The sequence below is a fragment of the Streptomyces sp. NPDC058671 genome, assembly GCF_042716475.1.
Lineage (GTDB): Bacteria > Actinomycetota > Actinomycetes > Streptomycetales > Streptomycetaceae > Streptomyces.
The window spans coordinates 98,221-117,202 of sequence record NZ_JBHXSA010000007.1 but is presented as its reverse complement, the minus strand read 5'-3'; the positions used below and the strand labels follow the sequence as shown (position 1 = coordinate 117,202).

Annotated in this window: 18 protein-coding genes; 10 read left to right on the top strand and 8 right to left on the bottom strand. The window is 72.1% G+C overall.

The window, feature by feature from the left end; genetic code table 11:
* Window positions 1-43 precede the first annotated feature (43 nt).
* Both scy and mce read right to left on the bottom strand, forming a co-directional pair.
* Entirely contained in the window at window positions 44-4,522 is a 4,479-nt protein-coding gene (gene scy / locus ACFWV2_RS11135) for a polarized growth protein Scy (RefSeq protein WP_384404891.1), read from the bottom strand.
* Between the two features lie 184 nt (window positions 4,523-4,706).
* Entirely contained in the window at window positions 4,707-5,159 is a 453-nt protein-coding gene (mce, locus tag ACFWV2_RS11130; protein ID WP_360786237.1) for a methylmalonyl-CoA epimerase, read from the bottom strand.
* Window positions 5,160-5,296: 137 nt separating this feature from the next.
* Here mce and ACFWV2_RS11125 point away from each other — a divergent pair, with 137 nt between their 5' ends.
* Together ACFWV2_RS11125 and meaB are read left to right on the top strand one after the other, a co-directional pair.
* Entirely contained in the window at window positions 5,297-6,505 is a 1,209-nt protein-coding gene (locus ACFWV2_RS11125) for an acetyl-CoA C-acetyltransferase (RefSeq protein ID WP_384404752.1), read from the top strand.
* A 28-nt stretch (window positions 6,506-6,533) separates the two neighbouring features.
* On the top strand, window positions 6,534-7,490 hold the full coding sequence (gene meaB / locus ACFWV2_RS11120) for a methylmalonyl Co-A mutase-associated GTPase MeaB (protein ID WP_384404751.1): 957 nt from the start codon (window positions 6,534-6,536) through the stop codon (window positions 7,488-7,490).
* A 56-nt stretch (window positions 7,491-7,546) separates the two neighbouring features.
* Here the strand turns inward: meaB and ACFWV2_RS11115 are convergent, their stop codons facing one another.
* The 5 genes from ACFWV2_RS11115 to ACFWV2_RS11095 form a co-directional block, all read right to left on the bottom strand.
* Window positions 7,547-8,023, bottom strand: coding sequence for a MarR family winged helix-turn-helix transcriptional regulator (locus ACFWV2_RS11115; protein ID WP_384404750.1), 477 nt, complete (start codon window positions 8,021-8,023; stop codon window positions 7,547-7,549).
* Between the two features lie 83 nt (window positions 8,024-8,106).
* On the bottom strand, window positions 8,107-8,892 hold the full coding sequence (locus ACFWV2_RS11110) for an AIM24 family protein (RefSeq protein WP_384404749.1): 786 nt from the start codon (window positions 8,890-8,892) through the stop codon (window positions 8,107-8,109).
* The gene (locus ACFWV2_RS11105) at window positions 8,889-9,539 is read right to left on the bottom strand and encodes an AIM24 family protein (RefSeq protein WP_384404748.1); all 651 of its coding nucleotides are present in this window, start codon (window positions 9,537-9,539) and stop codon (window positions 8,889-8,891) included. The genes ACFWV2_RS11110 and ACFWV2_RS11105 overlap by 4 nt, the downstream gene beginning before the upstream one ends.
* Window positions 9,539-9,661, bottom strand: coding sequence for a hypothetical protein (locus ACFWV2_RS11100; protein ID WP_384404747.1), 123 nt, complete (start codon window positions 9,659-9,661; stop codon window positions 9,539-9,541). Before ACFWV2_RS11100 ends, ACFWV2_RS11105 begins: the two co-directional genes overlap by 1 nt.
* Window positions 9,658-10,296: an AIM24 family protein gene (locus tag ACFWV2_RS11095; protein WP_384404746.1), complete on the bottom strand. Its 639-nt coding sequence runs from the start codon at window positions 10,294-10,296 to the stop codon at window positions 9,658-9,660. Before ACFWV2_RS11095 ends, ACFWV2_RS11100 begins: the two co-directional genes overlap by 4 nt.
* Before the next feature lie 107 nt (window positions 10,297-10,403).
* On the opposite strand from ACFWV2_RS11095, the gene ACFWV2_RS11090 reads away from it, so the two are divergent.
* The 7 genes from ACFWV2_RS11090 to ACFWV2_RS11060 all read left to right on the top strand — a co-directional run bounded on the left by ACFWV2_RS11090 (window position 10,404) and on the right by ACFWV2_RS11060 (window position 17,229).
* Window positions 10,404-10,757 (top strand): DUF3817 domain-containing protein, encoded by a 354-nt coding sequence (locus tag ACFWV2_RS11090; RefSeq protein WP_384404745.1) that lies wholly within the window; start codon window positions 10,404-10,406, stop codon window positions 10,755-10,757.
* Window positions 10,754-11,044, top strand: coding sequence for an MTH1187 family thiamine-binding protein (locus tag ACFWV2_RS11085; RefSeq protein ID WP_384404744.1), 291 nt, complete (start codon window positions 10,754-10,756; stop codon window positions 11,042-11,044). The genes ACFWV2_RS11090 and ACFWV2_RS11085 overlap by 4 nt, the downstream gene beginning before the upstream one ends.
* A 157-nt stretch (window positions 11,045-11,201) precedes the next feature.
* Window positions 11,202-11,924, top strand: a complete 723-nt coding sequence (locus ACFWV2_RS11080; protein WP_384404743.1) for a hypothetical protein — start codon at window positions 11,202-11,204, stop codon at window positions 11,922-11,924.
* Entirely contained in the window at window positions 11,921-12,604 is a 684-nt protein-coding gene (locus ACFWV2_RS11075; RefSeq protein WP_384404742.1) for a DUF4166 domain-containing protein, read from the top strand. Before ACFWV2_RS11080 ends, ACFWV2_RS11075 begins: the two co-directional genes overlap by 4 nt.
* A 137-nt stretch (window positions 12,605-12,741) precedes the next feature.
* Window positions 12,742-13,356 carry a TetR/AcrR family transcriptional regulator gene (locus ACFWV2_RS11070; protein WP_384404890.1) on the top strand — a complete coding sequence of 205 codons (615 nt, stop codon included), beginning with the start codon at window positions 12,742-12,744 and terminating at the stop codon, window positions 13,354-13,356.
* A gap of 87 nt (window positions 13,357-13,443) precedes the next feature.
* Window positions 13,444-15,264 carry a glycosyltransferase family 2 protein gene (locus ACFWV2_RS11065; protein ID WP_384404741.1) on the top strand — a complete coding sequence of 607 codons (1,821 nt, stop codon included), beginning with the start codon at window positions 13,444-13,446 and terminating at the stop codon, window positions 15,262-15,264.
* 3 nt (window positions 15,265-15,267) lie between these two features.
* Window positions 15,268-17,229 (top strand): galactose oxidase-like domain-containing protein, encoded by a 1,962-nt coding sequence (locus tag ACFWV2_RS11060; protein ID WP_384404740.1) that lies wholly within the window; start codon window positions 15,268-15,270, stop codon window positions 17,227-17,229.
* An 18-nt stretch (window positions 17,230-17,247) separates the two neighbouring features.
* Here ACFWV2_RS11060 and ACFWV2_RS11055 read toward each other — a convergent pair whose 3' ends face one another.
* Window positions 17,248-18,264 (bottom strand): glycoside hydrolase family 6 protein, encoded by a 1,017-nt coding sequence (locus ACFWV2_RS11055; protein WP_384404739.1) that lies wholly within the window; start codon window positions 18,262-18,264, stop codon window positions 17,248-17,250.
* Between the two features lie 166 nt (window positions 18,265-18,430).
* Between ACFWV2_RS11055 and ACFWV2_RS11050 the strand changes: the two genes are divergently transcribed.
* Window positions 18,431-18,940 (top strand): MarR family winged helix-turn-helix transcriptional regulator, encoded by a 510-nt coding sequence (locus ACFWV2_RS11050; RefSeq protein WP_384404738.1) that lies wholly within the window; start codon window positions 18,431-18,433, stop codon window positions 18,938-18,940.
* Window positions 18,941-18,982 lie beyond the last annotated feature (42 nt).

Here is an 18,982-nt window from a genome sequence, read left to right as displayed (position 1 = left end):
CGTATGCCCGTTTGATCTGGAGAATGTCCAGCCTTTTGAGTGGCTAGCCGTCCTGGGTCTTGCCACTCGAACGAGTGGACCCCGCTGACGCGCCCGCCGCCGCGGTGGACTTCGCCCCCGCAGAAGGAGTCTCGAAAGACTCCAACGCCTCCAGGACGTCCTGGACACGGGAGATCTCGGCATTGATGTCCTTGCGGCGACGCACGAGCACCTCCAGTTCGCGCTGGCCCTCCTCGACCGTCCTCTCGGCCTCGGCCTGGGCCTCGGCCCTGATCCGCTCGGCCTCCGCCTTGATGCCCTCGGCCTCCGCGACCAGCGAGGCCTTCTTCTGCTCGGCCTCCTTGAGGAGCGCCTCCGCCTTGCGGACCGCGGCGATACGGACCTTGCTCGCCTCCGAACTCGCCTCGGAGACCAGCTCCTTCGCCTTCTCCTCGGCCTCGGCGCGCTGCTCCGTCGCGGCCGCCACCAGCTTGTCGACCCGCTCGCCCGCCGTCTTCATCTGCTCGGCGCTCTCACGGCGTGCCCGCTCGTGCAGCTCCTCGACCTCGCCCTCGACCCGGCTCCGCAGCTCCTCGGCCCGGTCCCTTATGGCCGTCGCGTCGCCGCGCGCCCCGACGAGGAGCTCGTCCGCGTCCGTACGGGCCTTCTCCACCAGGGAGTTGCCCTCGACGGTCGCCTCGGCGACGATCCGCTCGGCCTCCTTGCGGGCCGCGCCGACCATCGTGTCCGCCTGCGACTCGGCCTCGGTGGTGGCGCGCAGCGCCTCCTCCTGGGCCTTCGCGATGAGCTGGTCCGCCTGCTCGGCCGCGTCCGAACGCTTCCGGGCGCCGGCCTCCCGCGCCTCGTCGAGCGTGCGGTCCGCCTCCGCGCGGGCCTCCGACCGCATCTGCTCGGCAGCCGCCTCGGCGTCCGCCCTCAGCCGCTCCGACTCGGCGCGGATCCGCTCGGCGTCCCGCTGCGCGGAACCCACCGTCGACTCCGCCTCGGCGCGCGCGTCCGCCGTGACCGCGTCGGCGAGCTCGCCCGCCTCCCGGGTGACGCGCTCGGCCTCGGCGTTCGCCTCGCGGGTGACCCGGTCCGCCTCCGCGTTCGCCTCGCGCGTGAGCCGCTCGGCCTCCGAGGTCGCCTTCGCCAGGAGCGCGTCGGCCTGCTCCGCGGCGTCCGAGCGGCGCTTGTCGGCCGCCTCGCGGGCCTCGTCGAGGACCCGCTCGCCGTCGGCGAGAGCCGCGGCCCGCAGGGCCTGTGCGTGCGCCTCCCCGTCGATCTTGACCTGCTCGGCCTCCGTACGCAGGCGGTGGGCGTCCTGCTCGGTGCTCTCCATGAGCTCGACCGCCTCGGCGGTGAGCCGCTCCGCCCGGGCGTTCGCCTCGCGCGTGAGCCGCTCGGCCTCCGAGGTCGCCTTCGCGAGGAGCGCGTCGGCCTGCTCGGCGGCGTCCGAGCGGCGCTTGTCCGCGGCCCCGCGGGCCTCGTCGAGCACCTGCTCGGCTTCCGCGAGCGCCGCCGTCCGCAGCGCCTCCGCGTGCGCCTCGCCCTCGGCCCTGACCTGCTCGGCCTCGGAGCGCAGGCGCTGGGCGTCCTGCTCGGCGGTCTCCATGAGCTCGACCGCCTCGGCGGTGAGCAGCTCGGCCTGACCCGTCGCCTCCGCGAGCAGCGCGTCGGCCTGCTCGGCGGCGTCCGAACGGCGCTTGTCCGCGGCCTTGCGGGCCTCGTCCAGGACCCGCTCCGCCTCGGCGGCGATCCGCTCCGCCTCCGTACGCGCCTCACCGACCACCGACTCGGCGCGCTCGGCGGCCTCCGAACGGATCCGGTTCGCGTCCTCCCGGGCGTCCGCCCGGGTCCGGGCCGCGTCCTGCTCGGCCGCGGCGAGCGAATCCGTCACCTCGGTCCGCACCCGCTGCGCGTACTCGGCGGTGTCCGACCGCAGCTTCTCCGACTCGGCGATCGCGTCCGTGACCGTCCGCTCGGCCAACGCCTTCGCGGCCTCCGTCTCCTCGTGGGCCCGCGCCCGGACCCGGCCGGCGTCCTCGGTCGCCCGCTCCCGCTCCTCGTGCGCGTCGGCGCGGACCCGGTCCGCCTCCTCCTGCGCCTCGGTGCGCGTCCGCTCGGCCGCGTGCTCGGCGGCGCTGCGCAGCCCGGCGATCTCCTCCTCGGCCTGCTCGCGCAGACCCGCCACCGAGTCCCGGACCTCCTGCGCGGCTCGCGAGGCCGCGGTGACCATCTCGGTCGCCCGCGCGTCCGCCTCCTCGACCAGGCGCTGCGCCTCGACCTGCGCGTCCTCGACCCGCTTGCGGGCGGCGGCGAGCAGCTCCTCCGACTGCGCGCGGGCGTGCTCGCGCTCCCGGCCCGCCTCGGAACGGGCCGACTCCAGCGTCTCCTCGGCCTCCCGGCGGCGCCGGACGGCCTCCTCCTGCGCGGCGGCGAGGGCTTCGGCGGCCTCGGTCGCGACCCGCTCGGCCGCGGCGGCGGCCTCGGCCCGCACCCGGTCCGCGGTCTCCTGGGCCTCCGACCGCAGTCGCTCGGCCTCCTCGGCGGCCTCCGTGCGCAGCCGTACCGCCGCGCTCTCCGCCTCCGTACGCGTGGTCGAGGCGTCCGACGCGGCCTCGGCGCGCAGCCGCTCGGCCTCCTGCTCGGCCTGTTCCTGGAAGGAACGGATCCGCTCGGCGGCCTCGGCGCGCAGCCGCTCCGTCTCCTCGGCGGCCTCGCGGCGGATCCGCTCGCCCTCGGCCCGCGCGTCGGTCAGCTCCTCGCCCGCGGCCGCCACCTTCGCCTCGGCGTCGGTGTGCAGCCGGGTCAGCTCCTCGGCGGCCTCCGCCCGGCGGGCCTCGGCGGCCCGCTCGGCGTCCGCGCGCAGCGCGGCCGCGGCCTTCTCGGCCGCGTCCTTGACCGACTCGGCCTGCTCCTCGGCCTCGGCGCGCAGCCGCTCGGCCTCCGCGCGGGTGCGCTCCAGGGTCTCCTCGGCCTGGGCCCGGAGCGTCTGGGCGCGCTCCATGGCCTCCGACTTGACCCGCTCGCTCTCGGCACCGGCCTTGGTGCGCAGCCCGTCGGCGTCCGCGCGGGCCTTGGTGAGCAGCTCCTCGGCGGTCCTCGCGGCCTCCTCGATCTGCTGGACGGCCTCACGGCGCGCCTCGCCGCGGATCCGCTCGCCCTCGTCGACGGCCTCGGCGCGCAGCTGCTCGGCCTCGCCGCGCAGCCGGCGCGCCTCCTCCTGGAGCTCGACCGTCTTGGCGCGGTACTCCTTGGTGTCGTCCTTCGCCGAGCCGAGCAGCTCGTCGGCCTGCTCCTCGGCCTGGGCGCGCAGGCGGTCGACCTCGGTCTCGGCCTCGCGGCGGATCCGCTCGGCCGCCTCCGAGGCCTTGCGGGTGGTCTCCCGGGCGTCCTCGGACGCCTTGGTGAGGATCTCCTCGGCGTTGCGCGCGGCCTTGGCGAGCGCGGCGGCGGAGTCCTCGGCCGCGGCCGTACGGGCCTTCTCCGACGCCTCGGCGACGAGCTTCTCCGCCTCGGCGGTGGCCTCGCGCAGCTTCTCCTCGGCCTCGGCCTTGAGGGCTTCGGCGTCCTTGGTGGCCTCGCCGACGAGCCGGGCGATCTCCGTCTTCGCGGTGCGGGTGCGCTGCTCGTTGACCGTCTCGGCGGAGGCGAGCTGCCTGGCCGCGGCCTCCTTGGCCTCCGCGAGGGCCTTCTCGGCCTCGGCGCGGGCCAGGCGGAGCTTCTCCTCGGCCTCCTGCATGCGCTGCTCGGCGGCGCGGGAGAGCTCGGTGGCCTGACGGCGGGCCTGGTCGGTCTCGGCGGTGGTGGTCGAGCGGAGCTGCTCGGCGTGGCTGGTGGCCTCCTGCGCCTGGCTGGAGGCGGCGCTCAGGAGCCGCTCGGCGTCCTTGCGGGCGCGCAGCAGAATGGCTTCGGCTTCGGCACGGGCCGACTCGGCCTCGGCGCCGACCCTGCGGCTGGTCTCCTCGGCGAGCCGGGTGGCCTCGGCGCGGGCGGCGGCGAGCGACTGCTCGGCCTCCGCGCGGGACTCCTCCATCAGCCGGCGGGCCTGGGCCTCCGTACGGGCGCGGAGCTGCTCGGCCCAGGCGACGTTCTCGTTGACGTGCGCCTCGACGGTCTGCCGGCGCTCGTTGAGTTCCTGGTCCAGCTGCTGGCGCCGCTGCACGGCCTCGTTGTGCAGCTCGGCCTGGAGCCGGGCCTGGTGCTCGGCGTGCTCCTGGAGGATCCGCTGCGTCTGGGCCCGGGCCTCGCGCAGCTCGCGCTCGGCGTCCTGGCGCAGCTGCTCGGCCTGGGCCTGCGCGTTCCGCAGCAGCTGCTCGGCCTGGTAGCCGATGTCGGCGCTGTCGTACGCGGGCCTGGACGCGATGGTGCGGCGCGCCTCGTGGAGCTTGGCGCGCAACACCTCGACCTGGTATCCGAGGTCCTCGGCGTGCTGGACGGCCTTCTCGCGCTCGGTCTTCAGCCGGTCCATCTCGGCTTCGAACCTGGCGAGATGGTCGTCTTCAGCTCGGTGGCTCTCCTGGCGTTCGTAGCCCCGCACTGCGCGGTCCATCCGTCCCCTGGTCGCAACACTCCAACGAGCACGCCCTCACGGCCGAGGACGGACCCCCGGGGGATCGTGACAGATCGGACGACCCCGACATCCCGACTTCGGTGCCGCACGGAGCGGCCCCGACCGGCCCCGGCCCGGAGTCGCCCACTCTACCGGGCCAGGAATCCGGAGGTCAGTGCTCCGCTGAGGAGTGGTCAGCGGACGGGGCCGCGGAGGTGACCAGTTCCGTGAGCACCCCGTGGCAGTCCTTGGGGTGGAGGAAGGTGATCCGGGAGCCCATGGAGCCGATCCGCGGCTCGTCGTAGAGGACCCGCACACCCTTGCCCCGGATGGCATCCGCGTCCCCGTCGACGTCCGCGGTCCCGAAGGCGATGTGGTGCACGCCCTCGCCGTTCTTGGCGAGCCACTTGCCCACCGCCGAGTCCTCCCGGGTCGGCTCCAGGAGCTGGAGGTACGAGGCTCCGCCGTCCGAGGTGTCGTTGATCTTCAGCATGGCCTCGCGGACGCCCTGCTCCTCGTTGACCTCGGAGTGGAAGACCTCGAAACCGTACGTCGCACGGTAGAACTCGACAGTCCGGTCCAGGTCGAAACAGGCGATCCCGATGTGGTCGATTCGCGTCAGCATGCCTCCAGTGCAACGCCGGGAAGGTGGTTACGCAACGTGCGCGCCGTCACACCGGCTGCCCGGTGACCGGGTGCGGCGCCGCTCAGTACATTGGCGGTAAACCCTCGTTCACTCCTCATCCCTAGGGGCCGTGCCTCATGTCTGGAACGACCGGTACCACCTCAGTGATCGTCGCGGGAGCCCGCACGCCCATGGGTCGCCTGCTCGGCTCGCTCAAGTCCTTCTCGGGCGCGGAGCTCGGCGGCTTCGCCATCAAGGCCGCCCTCGACCGGGCCGGCATCGGCGGCGACCAGGTCCAGTACGTGATCATGGGCCAGGTGCTCCAGGGCGGCGCCGGGCAGATCCCCGCACGCCAGGCCGCCGTCAAGGCCGGCATCCCCATGAACGTCCCCGCCCTCACCATCAACAAGGTGTGTCTGTCGGGCCTCGACGCCATCGCCCTCGCCGACCAGCTGATCCGCGCCGGCGAGTTCGACGTCGTCGTCGCCGGCGGCCAGGAGTCGATGAGCAACGCCCCGCACCTGCTCCCGAAGTCCCGCGAGGGCTTCAAGTACGGCGCCGTCGAGATGCTCGACTCCATGGCGTACGACGGCCTCACCGACTCCTTCGAGGGCGTCGCCATGGGCGAGTCCACCGAGAAGCACAACACCCGCCTGGGCATCAAGCGCCCCGAGCAGGACGAGATCGCCGCCCTCTCGCACCAGCGCGCCGCCGCCGCCCAGAAGAACGGCATCTTCGAGGCGGAGATCACCCCCGTCGAGATCCCGCAGCGCAAGGGCGACCCGGTGATCTTCGCCAAGGACGAGGGCATCCGCGCGGAGACCACCGCCGACTCGCTCGGCAAGCTCCGCCCCGCCTTCACCAAGGACGGCACGATCACGGCCGGCACCTCCTCGCAGATCTCCGACGGCGCCGCCGCCGTCGTCGTCATGAGCAAGGCCAAGGCCGAGGAGCTCGGTCTCGAGTGGATCGCCGAGATCGGTGCCCACGGCAACGTGGCGGGCCCCGACAACTCGCTCCAGTCGCAGCCGTCCAACGCCATCCGGCACGCCCTGAAGAAGGACGGCCTGACCGTCGACGACCTCGACCTCATCGAGATCAACGAGGCCTTCGCCGCCGTCGCCGTCCAGTCGATGAAGGACCTCGGTGTCACCCCCGAGAAGGTGAACGTCAACGGCGGCGCCATCGCCCTCGGCCACCCCATCGGCATGTCCGGCGCCCGCGTGGTGCTCCACCTGGCCCTGGAGCTCAAGCGGCGCGGCGGCGGCGTCGGCGCGGCCGCCCTGTGCGGTGGCGGCGGCCAGGGCGACGCGCTGATCGTGCGCGTCCCCGGCAACGGCAAGTAAGCACCCGGTCAGGCAAGGAGCAGCGCAGATGGTGGACGTCCCCGAACTCGTCGCCCAGGCACGGGAGGGCCGGCCGCGGGCCGTGGCCCGGCTCATCTCCCTCGTCGAGGGGGCGTCCCCCCAGCTGCGCGAGGTGATGGCGGCCCTCGCGCCGCTCACCGGCGGCGCGTACGTGGTGGGTCTGACGGGCTCGCCCGGTGTCGGCAAGTCCACGTCGACGTCCGCGCTCGTCTCCGCCTACCGGCGGGCCGGCAGGCGGGTCGGCGTCCTGGCCGTCGACCCGTCGTCGCCGTTCAGCGGGGGAGCGCTCCTCGGCGACCGGGTCCGGATGTCGGAGCACGCCTCCGACCCCGGCGTCTACATCCGCTCCATGGCGACCCGGGGCCATCTGGGCGGGCTCGCCTGGTCCGCCCCGCAGGCCATCCGCGTCCTGGACGCGGCCGGCTGCGAGGTGATCCTCGTGGAGACCGTCGGCGTCGGGCAGTCCGAGGTGGAGATCGCCTCCCAGGCCGACACCTCGGTCGTGCTCCTCGCCCCGGGCATGGGCGACGGGATCCAGGCCGCCAAGGCGGGCATCCTGGAGATCGGCGACGTGTACGTGGTCAACAAGGCCGACCGGGACGGCGCGGACGCCACCGCCCGCGAGCTCAACCACATGCTGGGCCTCGGCGAGGCGCGGGGCCCGGGCGACTGGCGGCCGCCGATCGTCAAGACGGTCGCCGCGCGCGGCGAGGGCGTCGACGAGGTCGTGGAGGCCCTGGAGAAGCACCGTGCCTGGATGGAGGAGCACGGCGTCCTCGCGGAGCGCCGTCGCTCCCGTGCCGCGCGCGAGGTCGAGACCATCGCGGTCACGGCCCTGCGGGAGAGGATCGGCGACCTGCACGGCGACCGGCGCCTGGACGCGCTGGCGGAACGGATCGTGGCGGGCGACCTCGACCCGTACGCGGCCTCCGACGAGCTGGTCGCGAGCCTGACGGGCAGCTGAGCACGTACGCGTGAGGGCCTCCCCGGATCGACGGGGAGGCCCTCACGCGTACGCGGCTACGGCTTGCCGCGTCGTCCGCGCAGTTGTTCCGCGACCGGCTTCAGGGACTCGTGGAGGTCGCCGAGGGCCTCTGTGCCGATCTGGTCGATGAAGTGCTTGCGCACCGACTCGACGTGGTGCGGGGCGACCTTGCGCATGGTCTCCATGCCGTCGTCGGTGAGGACGGCGTACAGCCCGCGGCGGTCGGACTCGCAGTTCTCCCGCCGGACGAGCCCGGCGGTCTCCATGCGGGTGATCTGGTGCGAGAGCCGGCTCTTCGACTGGAGGGTGGCCGCGGCCAGATCGCTCATGCGCAGCCGCCGCTCCGCCGACTCCGAGAGGTTCACCAGGATCTCGTAGTCGTTCATCGTCAGACCGAAGGGCTGGAGGTCCTTCTCCAGCTGGTACGTCAGCATTCTCTGGACGTCCAGGAAGGTGCGCCAGGCGCACTGCTCGCCGTCGGTGAGCCACGGGGTGGCGATCTCGGTCTCCATGTATGGATTCTACCTAAGAAGTTGAATGCTTGACGAAATCTGGGAGCGCGCGTTCGATGGCGTCACCCTCCGCAGACTACCGCTCACAGCCCGAAACGACGCTGGAGGTCCCCCAGCTGGCCGGGAAGACGCGGTGCGGAACCCGGCGCCGCCTGGCCGGAACCGTGCCCCCCGTGCCCACCCGGGACGCCCGCCTGCGCCGGCGGCCCGCCGATCGCGCGGTCCGCCATCAGCATCTCCGTCGACTGGAGCAGCACCGTGCCCGCGCCCACGAACTCGAACTGGTGCTCCTCGCCCGAGGTGCCGCCGAGGCCCGTCAGGGCCCGTACGCCGCCCATCACGCCCGTCATGTAGCCGTGGTCGTAGTGGTGGCACGGCGACGGGCAGTCCGCCCAGCCCACCAGGGCCTGCGGGTCCACCCGCATCGGCGGCTCCATGAAGACCACCGGACCGTTCGACGCGGCCACGAACTTGCCCGTGCCGATCAGCGTCACGAAGCCCGGCACGATCGACTGCTTCAGGGCCAGCGTCGGCTGGTAGGCGAGCAGGTTGCCCGAACGGATCGTCAGGTTGCCCTGGTCCAGGTCGAACGAGTTCACGTCGAACGCCCGGTCCGCGAGCAGCATCTTCCCGCTGCCCTCCGCGACCACCCAGTCGCTCGCGTGCAGCGGAGAGTGGAAGGACGTGCGGACCAGCCGGTCGAGCCGCCCGAGCCCGATGCCGTTGAACTCGATCCGCCCGTAGTAGGCGATCATCTTGCCCTTCTGCAGGAACCACTGGGAGCCCTTGAGCTCCACGCAGAAGGTGTACGGGTTCACGTTGTCGTCCGACGGCAGGGTCGCCGGGTCATGGATCACCGGGGTGCTCACAGCTTCTCCTCCGAGGCCTGGACGTACACCGCGCCGCTGCCGCTCAGCTCCAGCTGGAACGCCTCGCCCGAGCCGCGCCCCATCATGTCCCGCCAGCCGAGCGCGGTGGAGAGCTTGTTCCGTACGTCCCCGTGATGGGCCACGTACGCCTGCGGGTCCACGTGGACCGGGCGGCCCGGCGTGATCGGCAGCTGGATGACCCCGCCGTGCGCCATCACGGCCACCGCGCCGTGGCCCTTGAGCGTGGTGGTGAAAAGGCCCTGGCCGGTGACCTGGCCGCGGACCATGCCCATGACCCCGCCCTGCGAGCCCATGAACATCGTGCCCTGCTCCAGGGTGCCGTCGAAGGCGAGCAGCCGGTCGGCCTCCACGTACAGGGTGTCGCCCGTCAGGCCGATCACCTGGATGTGATGGCCGCCGTGCCCGAACATCACCGTGCCGTTGCCCTCGACGGTCATGAGCGGCGTCGCCTCGCCGGCCACCCGGCGGCCGATCATCGACATCAGGCCGCCCTGACCGCCCGCCGTGTTCGGCGTGAAAGTGACGTCACCGCGGTACGCGAGCATCGCGCCGCGCTGGCTGAACATCCGCTGCCCCGGGATGACGGTCGCCTCGACCATCTTGGAGTTGATCTCGCGGAACGGCATCAGTCCTCCTCGTTCTCCCCCGGAGCCTCCGGCCCGGGGGCGCCCCCGTCTCCGCCCGCGCGGCGCAGAGGTGCGTCCATCGTCGTGGTCTGCGGCCCGGCGGCCGCGCGTGCGACGCTCACACGTCCCCCCCGACCGTGTTCCGCTCGCTCGGCTGGACGTACACGAGGCCGTCCCCCTCGAAGCGGATCTGGAAGGCCTCACCGCCGCCCTCGCCCGTGAAGGTGCGGAAGGTCACACCCGACTGGAAGTGCTGCTGGAGGTTGCCCTGGTGCGCGATGTACGCCCCGGGGTCGACCTGGAGCGGGTACTGCGGGGTCACCCGCAGCACCACCGCCGGGCCGTCGGACATGATCGCCGCCTGGCCCGTGCCCTCGACCGTGGTCGTGAACAGGCCGTTGCCGGTGGCCCCGCCGCGCAGGCCGGTGAAGGTCGTGCCCGTGCGGAGCCCCGCGTCGGTGCAGAGCAGATTGCTCGCCTCGACCCAGAGCTTGTCGCCGTGCAGGCCGACGAGGTTGATCTCGGAGGCCCGGTCGGCGAACCAGCAGGTCCCCTGGCCGCGTACCTCCATCACCTCCATCTGCTCTCCGGTGAGCCGGCGGGTCACCATGCCGCGCAGACCCTCACCGCCGCCACTCATCTTCTTGAACGCCATCTGGCCGTCGTAGGCGACCATCGAGCCGTTCTTCGCCTTCACGGCGTCGCCCGTCATGGAGACGGCGAGCACCTTGCTGCCCTGGAGTCGGAACGTTGCCACCCGACGACGGTACTGGGGACCCGGATAAAGAGACAGCAAAGTCGGCGTGCACAATGGACGGGCCCTTGTGCATCCGTTCACAAGATCTAACGAAGGTGACCCCCTCCGTGGACATCAAAACCGCTTCATCCCTCCACCGGCTCCGTCTCGTCTCCGCGCCGGAGGCCGTCTCGTTCCTGCTCCTGCTGGTCTGCTCGGTGCTCAAGCGGACGACGGACTTCAACGCGGTGCCGGTCATGGGCGCGGTCCACGGCGTGCTGTTCGTCCTCTACGTCCTGTTCTGGCTGGACGCCTGGAACCGCACCAAGTGGAGCCTCGGCACGGCGGCCCTGTACTTCGTCCTCTCGGTGCTGCCCTTCGGCGGCTTCTACGCCGAGCGGAAGCTGAAGCGCGAGGCCGAGGCCGCGGTCCTCGCCTCCCGCGCCCGCGCGCAGAGCGCCGAGGGTGCGGTGCAGGCGTGATCGTCGCGTTCTCGGTCACCCCGCTGGGCGTGGGGGAGGAGGTCGGCGAATACGTCGCCGACGCCGTACGGGTCGTCCGCGAGTCCGGCCTGCCGAACCGTACCGACGCGATGTTCACCTCCGTCGAGGGGGAGTGGGACGAGGTCATGGACGTGGTGAAGCGGGCCGTCGCCGCCGTGGAGGCGCGGGCGCCCCGGGTCTCCGTGGTCCTCAAGGCCGACATCCGCCCCGGCGTCACGGACGGTCTGACCTCCAAGGTCGAGACGGTGGAGCGTCACCTCGGCTGACGCCGTCCTCTCCGCGACGCGAAGCCCCCGGTCCTGGTCAAGGTCCGGGGGCTTCTTGTCGCCCTACAGTTGAGCGACTGCTCAAAATCGGCTAACTTCAGCCGCGGGGCAGTCTTGAGCGGTCGCTCAAGATGCCGGATGAGCTGGGAGAACACCCATGGGTCTCTACATCGAGACACGGGTCCACGCGGACCTGGAGACGCTCTGGGAACGCACGCAGGAGCCCGACCGCCACCAGCGGTGGGACCTGCGCTTCACGGAGATCGCCTACCTGCCGCGTGCCGAGGGCGAGCCTCAGCACTTCCGGTACGCGACCCGCGTCCTGCCCTTCCTGGTCGTCGCCGGGACCGGTGTCTCCGCGGGGGAGCGCCACCGGGCCGGCGGCGACCGGGTCTCCGCCCTCCGCTTCTCCTCGGGGCATCCGCTCTCGCTCCTCGCCGAGGGCAGTGGCTACTGGCGGTACGTGCCCACCGACGACGGGGTCCGCTTCCTCACCGGCTACGACTACCGCCCCCGTTGGGGCCACCTCGGACGCGTCGCCGACCGGGCGCTCTTCCGGCCCCTCATGGGATGGGCCACCGCCTGGTCCTTCGACCGGCTGCGGCTCTGGTGCGAGCGGGGCGTCACCCCGGAGCGCTCCCGGGACCGCTGGCTCCTCGAAGCCGCCGCCCGGCTGCTGCTGGTGGCCGTGCCGTCCGCCCTGGCCCTCCTGCCGCTGGGTGCGCCGGCGCTCGCCGCCGTACCCCTCACCGTCCTCGGGCTCGCCGCCGCCGTCCTCGTGCCGCCCTCGTCGCGGACCCCCGCGGCCCGGCGCTGTCTGCGCACCCCGCCCGCCCGCACCCGGGAGCCACGGCTCCTCGCCACCCTGGGGCAGCCGTGACGTCGATCTTCCGCACCGCCATGGGTGACGCCGCCTTCGAGCGGCTGCACCCGGAGCTCCAGCGGCGCTTCTCGGTGGGACTCGCGAGCGGGGAGCTGTGCGTCGGGCGGGGTGTCATGGACCGTGTCTGGCACGGCCGCGCGTTCGTGAAGCCGTTCCTCGCGGTGGGCGGGCTGCGGAACATCCTGCTGCCCCGCGCCGGCCGGGACGTCCCCTTCGTCATCGAGAACGTGCCGTACGCCGACTCGTACGGCCGGGAGACCGTCACCTTCGTCCGGACCTTCGCGCTCCCCGGCGGGCCCCGGCGCTTCGACGCCACCATGGTCCACAGTCCGGAGCGTGGCTGCGTCCTCGACTACCTGGGGACCCACCAGCACCTCGCCAGTGATCTGCACCTCTCCGCGGAGCCCGACGGCTCACTCCTCCTCGTCTCCGGCGAACACCGCTTGCGGGAGGGTCCGTTGGACGTGCGCGTGCCGGAACTGCTGGGAGGCCGGGCCGAGGTGCGTGAGTCCTTCGACGAGCGGACCGGCCGCTTCCGCATCAACGTACGGGTGGTCAACCGCTACTTCGGGCCGCTGTTCGGGTACGAGGGGTCCTTCACCGCCGCATACGCGGACGTACGATCCCACGGGGTGCGCGCGGGGTTGCGCCCGGTGCGCGAGGAGGTACGGGCGTGAGCGGGACGACCGCGGACGGCGCGAACGAGCGGGACGCGAGGGGCCGGGGCGCCCGGAGTCAGGACGGCCGCGGTCAGGACGGCCGGGGCCGGGAGGTCCGAGGTCAGGACGTCCGGAGTCAGGAGACCCGGGAGAAGCTGCTCGAAGGCGCCCTGCGCACGCTCGTCGAGCAGGGCATCGCCAAGGCCTCCGCCCGCACCATCGCGGCGACGGCCGGCGTCAACCAGGCGCTCGTCTTCTACCACTTCGGATCCGTGGACGAGCTGCTCGCCGCCGCCTGCCGGCACGGCGCCGAGCTGCGGGTCGCCCGGCACCGCGAGCGGCTCCGCGCCGTCGGCAGTCTCGGGGAGCTGCTGGCCTTCGGGCGCGAGCTGCACGTGGAGGAGCGGGAGGCCGGACACGTCGACTTCCTCGGGCAGCTCCTCGCCGGTGCGCGGGCGCACCCCCGGCTCGCCCCGGCCACCGCCGCCGGGCTCGACCTGTGGATCGCCGAGATCGAGCAGGTGCTCGCCCGGGTCCTCGTGGGGAGCCCGCTCGCCGGTGTCGCGGACCCCGCCGGGCTCGCCCGCGCGGTCGCCGCCTCGTTCGTCGGGCTCGAACTGTACGAGGGTGTCGACCCGGCCGGTGCGGAGGTGGCTTTCGCCGCCCTCGAACAGCTCGGGGCGCTGATGGCGGCCGTCGAGGAGCTGAACCCGGTCGCCCGGAAGGCCGTCACGTACGCGCTTCGGCGGCAGGGCGCTCGTACCCCGTAAAAACCCTCACTCGGACGACTCCAGTCGACACGCCGATCGATGTCCCCTTTTGTTGGGGTATCGACCCGTTCGACAGCTGGAGGCACCGTGCGGCCGGGAGGCTACGACTACGACACCTACAGCCGACTCGCCGGTCCGCTCACCGAGCCTGATCCGGCGGCGTACACGGTGCAGTACCGCAGTCTGCTCGCGAACGAGCCGCACCGCATACGGGCCGTCCTGCTCATGAGCCTCGCGCCGCTCCTCTCGGCGCTGCTCCTCGCCTACCTCGTCTGGCCCAGTCACTGGACCGTCCGCGAGGGCGGCGCCCGCTGGCTCGTCCACCTCGACACCGTGATGCTCGTGTCGATCGGCCTCATCTGCTTCTTCATGCTGGTGAACGTCACGTCGATCGCCCACGCCACCATGGTCGCCCGTGACCCGATACCCGTGTACGCCGAGCCGGGCACCCGCGTCGCGTTCCTCACCACGTACGTCCCGGGCAAGGAACCGCTCTCCATGGTCCGCGGCACCCTCGAAGGCGCCATGAGGCTGCGGCACGTGGGAAAGCTCGACGTCTGGCTCCTCGACGAGGGCGACGGCGACGAGGCCAAGGCGCTCTGCGCCGAACTGGGCGTACGTCACTTCACCCGCGCCGGCATCCCCGAGTGGAACCGGGAGAAGGGCGTGCACAAGGCGAAGACCAAGCACGGCAACTACAACGCCTGGCTCGCCATGCACGGCGACGAGTACGACTACTTCGCCTCCGTCGACACCGACCACGTCCCGCTCCCCAACTTCCTGGAGCGGATGCTCGGCTACTTCCGCGACCCCGACATCGCCTTCGTCGTCGGACCGCAGGTCTACGGCAACTACACCGGCCTCGTCACCAAGGCCGCCGAGTCGCAGCAGTTCCTCTTCCACGCCCTCATCCAGCGCGCCGGCAACCGCTACCGCGCGCCCATGTTCGTCGGCACGAACAACGTCGTCCGGATCTCCGCCCTCAAGCAGATAGGCGGCCTGTACGACTCGATCACCGAGGACATGGCCACCGGCTTCGAGCTGCACCGCAGGAAGAACCCGCGCACCGGCCGTCACTGGCGCTCCGTCTACACCCCCGACGTCCTCGCGGTCGGTGAGGGCCCCGCCTCCTGGACCGACTTCTTCACCCAGCAGCTGCGCTGGTCCCGAGGCACGTACGAGACGATCGTCAAGCAGTACTGGAAGGCACCCTTCCGCACCCCTCCGGGCCGCTTCCTCAACTACACCCTGATGCTCGTCTACTACCCGATGACGGCCTTCAACTGGCTCCTGGGCATCCTCAGCTGCGCCCTCTACCTCTGGTTCGGTGCCTCCGGCACCCAGGTCTCCACCTCGGTGTGGCTGATGATCTACAGCGACGCCGTCGCCCTCCAGATCGGCCTCTACCTCTGGAACCGGCGGCACAACGTCTCCCCGCACGAACCCGAGGGCTCCGGCGGCCTCGCGGGCATGGCGATGTCCGCGCTCTCCGCGCCCGTCTACCTCATGTCGCTGGGGTCGGCGGTCCTGCGCACCCGGGGCCGCTTCGTCGTCACCCCCAAGGGCGGCGCGGCCAGCCCCGACCGCCTCGTCACCTTCCGCATCCACCTCTTCTGGGCGGTGGTCCTCGCCGCCTCGCTCGCCGCGTCCGTGCACTTCGGCCACACCCACGCCGCCATGCGCACCTGGGCCGCGCTCGCCCTCGTCATCGCCCTGGCCCCGGTCTGCGTCTGGGCCTTCACGACCGTCAGGGAGCGGCGCGTCCTGCGCGTCCGTGAGCGCGCCCGCGCCCGCGCCCGTGCCCGCGGTCTCGCCGACGCCCGCGAAGGGGTCGGGGTCCGCGCCGCCGCCACCATCCCGAGCACCACCCCCGCCGCCCCGGCCCCCACGACGACCGGAGGGAACTGAGCCATGGCCTACCGGCCGTCCCAGAAGTTCAAGAAGACCCTGCTCGGCAGCGGCGCGGTCGTCGTCCTCGCGGCGCTCAACGCCCCCGCCGCCGTCTCCTTCGCCGAGGAGAAGTACCACGCGTACAAGATCGCCCAGCCCGGCTACAAGCGGGTCTTCGGCTCCTGGACGCCGGTGGACGTCCCCGCCCCGTACAGCGTCAACGCCATCCACGCGGCGCTGCTGCACACCGGCAAGGTGCTGCTGATCGCCGGCTCGGGAAACAGCCAGAAGAACTTCGACGCGGGCACGTTCGAGACCGTCCTGTGGGACCCGGTGAAGAACACCTTCAAGAAGATCCCGACCCCCGAGGACTTCTTCTGCGCCGGTCACACCCAGCTCCCCGACGGGCGGCTGCTCGTCGCCGGCGGCACCGCCCGCTACGAGATCCTCAACGGCGAGGTCAAGAAGGCCGGCGGCGGCATGCGGGTCAAGAACGAGAGCCCCGACAAGGCGGTGACCCTGAGGAAGGGCACCGTCTTCCGCTCCCCGTCCGGGGTCGAGTACGTCTCCAAGTTCGACGTCACCGTCCCCAAGGCGAAGCGCGAGTTCGAGATCTCGTACTTCAAGAGCGGCCAGATGAAACCCTGGCAGACGAAGATCACCGCCGCGGAGGCCCGGGTCTTCGTCGAGGCGCGGAAGGAGGGCCCGCAGGCCCTCACCACCGAGGCCGCGCAGTACGAGGTCGTCGGCCTCAAGGGCGAGGCCGCCGACAACGTCTACGGCCTCGCGCAGAAGCTCACCACCGAGAAGCAGGACTTCCAGGGCATCAAGAGCGCCTACGAGTTCGACCCGAAGGCCGAGAAGTACATCCCGGTCGCCCCCATGAAGGACGCCCGCTGGTACCCCACCCTGGTCACCCTCCAGGACGGCAAGGTCCTCGCCGTGTCCGGCCTCAACGACGTCGGCGACGTCGTCCCCGGCGACAACGAGATCTACGACCCCACCACCAAGAAGTGGTCCGAGGGGCCCTTCCGCTACTTCCCCACCTACCCGTCCCTCTTCCTCACCAAGGGCGGCAAGCTGCTCTACAGCGGCTCCAACGCCGGTTACGGCCCGGCGGAGAAGGGCCGCGAACCGGGCCTGTGGGACCTGAAGAAGAACTCCTTCACCAAGCTCGGCGGGCTCACCGACGCCGACCAGCTGGAGACCTCGGCCTCCCTGATGCTGCCCCCCGTCCAGAACCAGAAGGTCATGGTCCTCGGCGGCGGCGGGGTCGGCGAGTCGTCCAAGTCCACCGCCCGCACCTCCATCATCGACCTCTCCAAGGACAGCCCCGTCTTCACCGACGGGCCGGCGCTCCCGCAGGGCACCCGCTACCTCAGCAGCGTCCTGCTGCCCGACGACACGGTCTTCACCACCGGCGGCTCCGAGGACTACCGCGGCCGCAGCGGCAGCGACATCCTCAAGGCGCAGTTCTACGACCCGAGGTCCAACGCCTTCGCCGAGGCCGCCGAACCCACCGTCGGCCGCAACTACCACTCCGAGGCGCTGCTGCTCCCCGACGGCCGGGTCGCGACCTTCGGCTCCGACCCGCTCTTCGACGACAAGGACAACACCAAGCTCGGCACCTTCGAACAGCGCATCGAGGTCTTCACCCCGCCCTACCTCCACAAGGCGGGTGACGACCGGCCCGTCCTCGGCGAGGGCTCGCGGGAACTCGACCAGAACGGCCGCGCCACCTTCAAGACCAAGGACGCGGGCCGGATCACCGAGGCCCGGCTGATGCGGCCCAGTGCCGTCACCCACACCACGGACGTCGAACAGCGCTCCGTCGAACTGGGCCTGACGAAGGGCAGGGACGGGACGACCGTCACCGTCGACGTACCGCGGGACCGGACCCTCGTCCCGCCCGGCTGGTACATGCTCTTCGTCACCGACGCGAACGGCATCCCGTCCGAGGCCAAGTGGATCCAGGTGGACTGAGGACCGGGCGCGAGGCCCCTAGGCCTTCGCCCTGCGTGCCAGGCCCAGGGCGTAGTCCGGCCACCAGGTCCCGGCCGCCGGGCCGCCCCGGCACTGGCCGTCCGAGTCTCCGGGACGCTTGATCCACAGGTACGCGTCGACCAGCGCGTCCCCGGTCCGGTCCGTCGGCGGCACGCCCAGGGACCGGCCCGGCGGATTGCACCAGGCCTCCTCCCGGTCGCCCGGGAGGGGGCCCGCGCCGTTGCGGCTGGTGTCGACGGTGAAGTGGGTGCCGCCGAGCAGCCCCGAGAGCGAGGCACCGAAGTCCCGTACCGTCTCGTTCCGCTGGAAGTTCGAGACGTTGAGCGCGAAACCGTCCGCCCGGGTGACACCCGCCCGGCGCAGCGGCTCCACCAGCTTGCCCGGGTCGTCGATCCAGGCCGGATTGCCCGCGTCCAGGTAGACCCGGGTGCGCGGCTGTCGCTTGAGCCGCTCGACGGCGCCGGCGAGCAGCTCGTACCGCTCGTCGTGGTACTGGGGCGGAGTGCAGCCGTCCACGATGTGCGGCACCGCGTCCGGCTCCAGGACGACGATCGCGGAGGCCTCGCCGATCGCGCCGGCGAAGGAGTCGATCCAGGTCCGGTAGGCCTGCGCGTCGCGCGCGCCGCCCGCCGAGTACATCCCGCAGTCGCGGTGCGGGATGTTGTACGCGACGAAGACGGCGGTACGGTCCTCCGCCGCCGCGCCCCGGACCGCCCGGGTGATCTCCGGTACGGGATCGTCGCCGGCCGGCCAGTCCGCGACCGGCCGGTCCGCGATCCGCTTCAGGATGCGGGCGTCCTCGGTCCTGCCCTGCGCCTCGTACCGGCGGACCTGCTGGGCCGCGTCGCTCTCCGGGTCGACCCAGAACGGTGAGCCGCTCGCGGGGGTCGCGGACCCACCGCGCGGGGACGGCGGGCCGACGGGCCCCTTCCGGGGCTCGTCCTCACCGCACCCGGCCAGGAGCAGCGCGGAGACGAGGGCCAGGGCGGCGGCGGTGACGGTGCGGCGGGACATCCGGCCCCCAGGGTCGGGTACGGAAACGGGAGGGAAGGGTACTTCCTGTGCCATTCCGGGTCATCGTGACACGGGGGTCAGCCGCTTCCGGACTGCGACACCGCGAGGCCCGACCGAAAGGCGAGACGGGGCTGACCGCCATATGACCAGTCGGTAAGGTCGACGCGTGCCGAAGCCGCTCAGTCTCCCCTTCGACCCCATCGCCCGAGCCGACGAGCTCTGGCAGAAGCGCTGGGGCCCGGTCCCCTCGATGGCCGCGATCACCTCGATCATGCGCGCCCACCAGATCCTCCTCGCGGAGGTCGACGCCGTCGTCAAGCCGTACGGGCTGACCTTCGCGCGGTACGAGGCCCTGGTACTGCTCACCTTCTCGAAGGCGGGCGAGCTGCCGATGTCGAAGATCGGCGAGCGGCTGATGGTCCACCCCACCTCGGTGACGAACACGGTGGACCGCCTCGTGAAGTCCGGCCTGGTCGCCAAGCGCCCCAACCCGAACGACGGCCGCGGCACCCTCGCGACCATCACGGAGAAGGGCCGCGAGGTCGTCGAGGCGGCGACCCGGGACCTGATGGGAATGGACTTCGGGCTCGGGGCGTACGACGCGGAGGAGTGCGGCGAGATCTTCGCGATGCTGCGCCCGCTCCGGGTGAGCGCGCGGGATTTCGACGAGAGCTGACCCGGGCGAGGATCGCCCGGAACGTGCCGTTACGCTCGACGG

Coding starts and splice junctions, on each gene's coding strand:
- mce (WP_360786237.1), bottom strand. CDS start 5,159: ATGCTGACGCGAATCGACCACATCGGGATCGCCTGTTTCGACCTGGAC.
- ACFWV2_RS11125 (WP_384404752.1), top strand. CDS start 5,297: ATGTCTGGAACGACCGGTACCACCTCAGTGATCGTCGCGGGAGCCCGC.
- meaB (WP_384404751.1), top strand. CDS start 6,534: ATGGTGGACGTCCCCGAACTCGTCGCCCAGGCACGGGAGGGCCGGCCG.
- ACFWV2_RS11115 (WP_384404750.1), bottom strand. CDS start 8,023: ATGGAGACCGAGATCGCCACCCCGTGGCTCACCGACGGCGAGCAGTGC.
- ACFWV2_RS11105 (WP_384404748.1), bottom strand. CDS start 9,539: ATGCCGTTCCGCGAGATCAACTCCAAGATGGTCGAGGCGACCGTCATC.
- ACFWV2_RS11080 (WP_384404743.1), top strand. CDS start 11,202: ATGGGTCTCTACATCGAGACACGGGTCCACGCGGACCTGGAGACGCTC.
- ACFWV2_RS11060 (WP_384404740.1), top strand. CDS start 15,268: ATGGCCTACCGGCCGTCCCAGAAGTTCAAGAAGACCCTGCTCGGCAGC.
- ACFWV2_RS11055 (WP_384404739.1), bottom strand. CDS start 18,264: ATGTCCCGCCGCACCGTCACCGCCGCCGCCCTGGCCCTCGTCTCCGCG.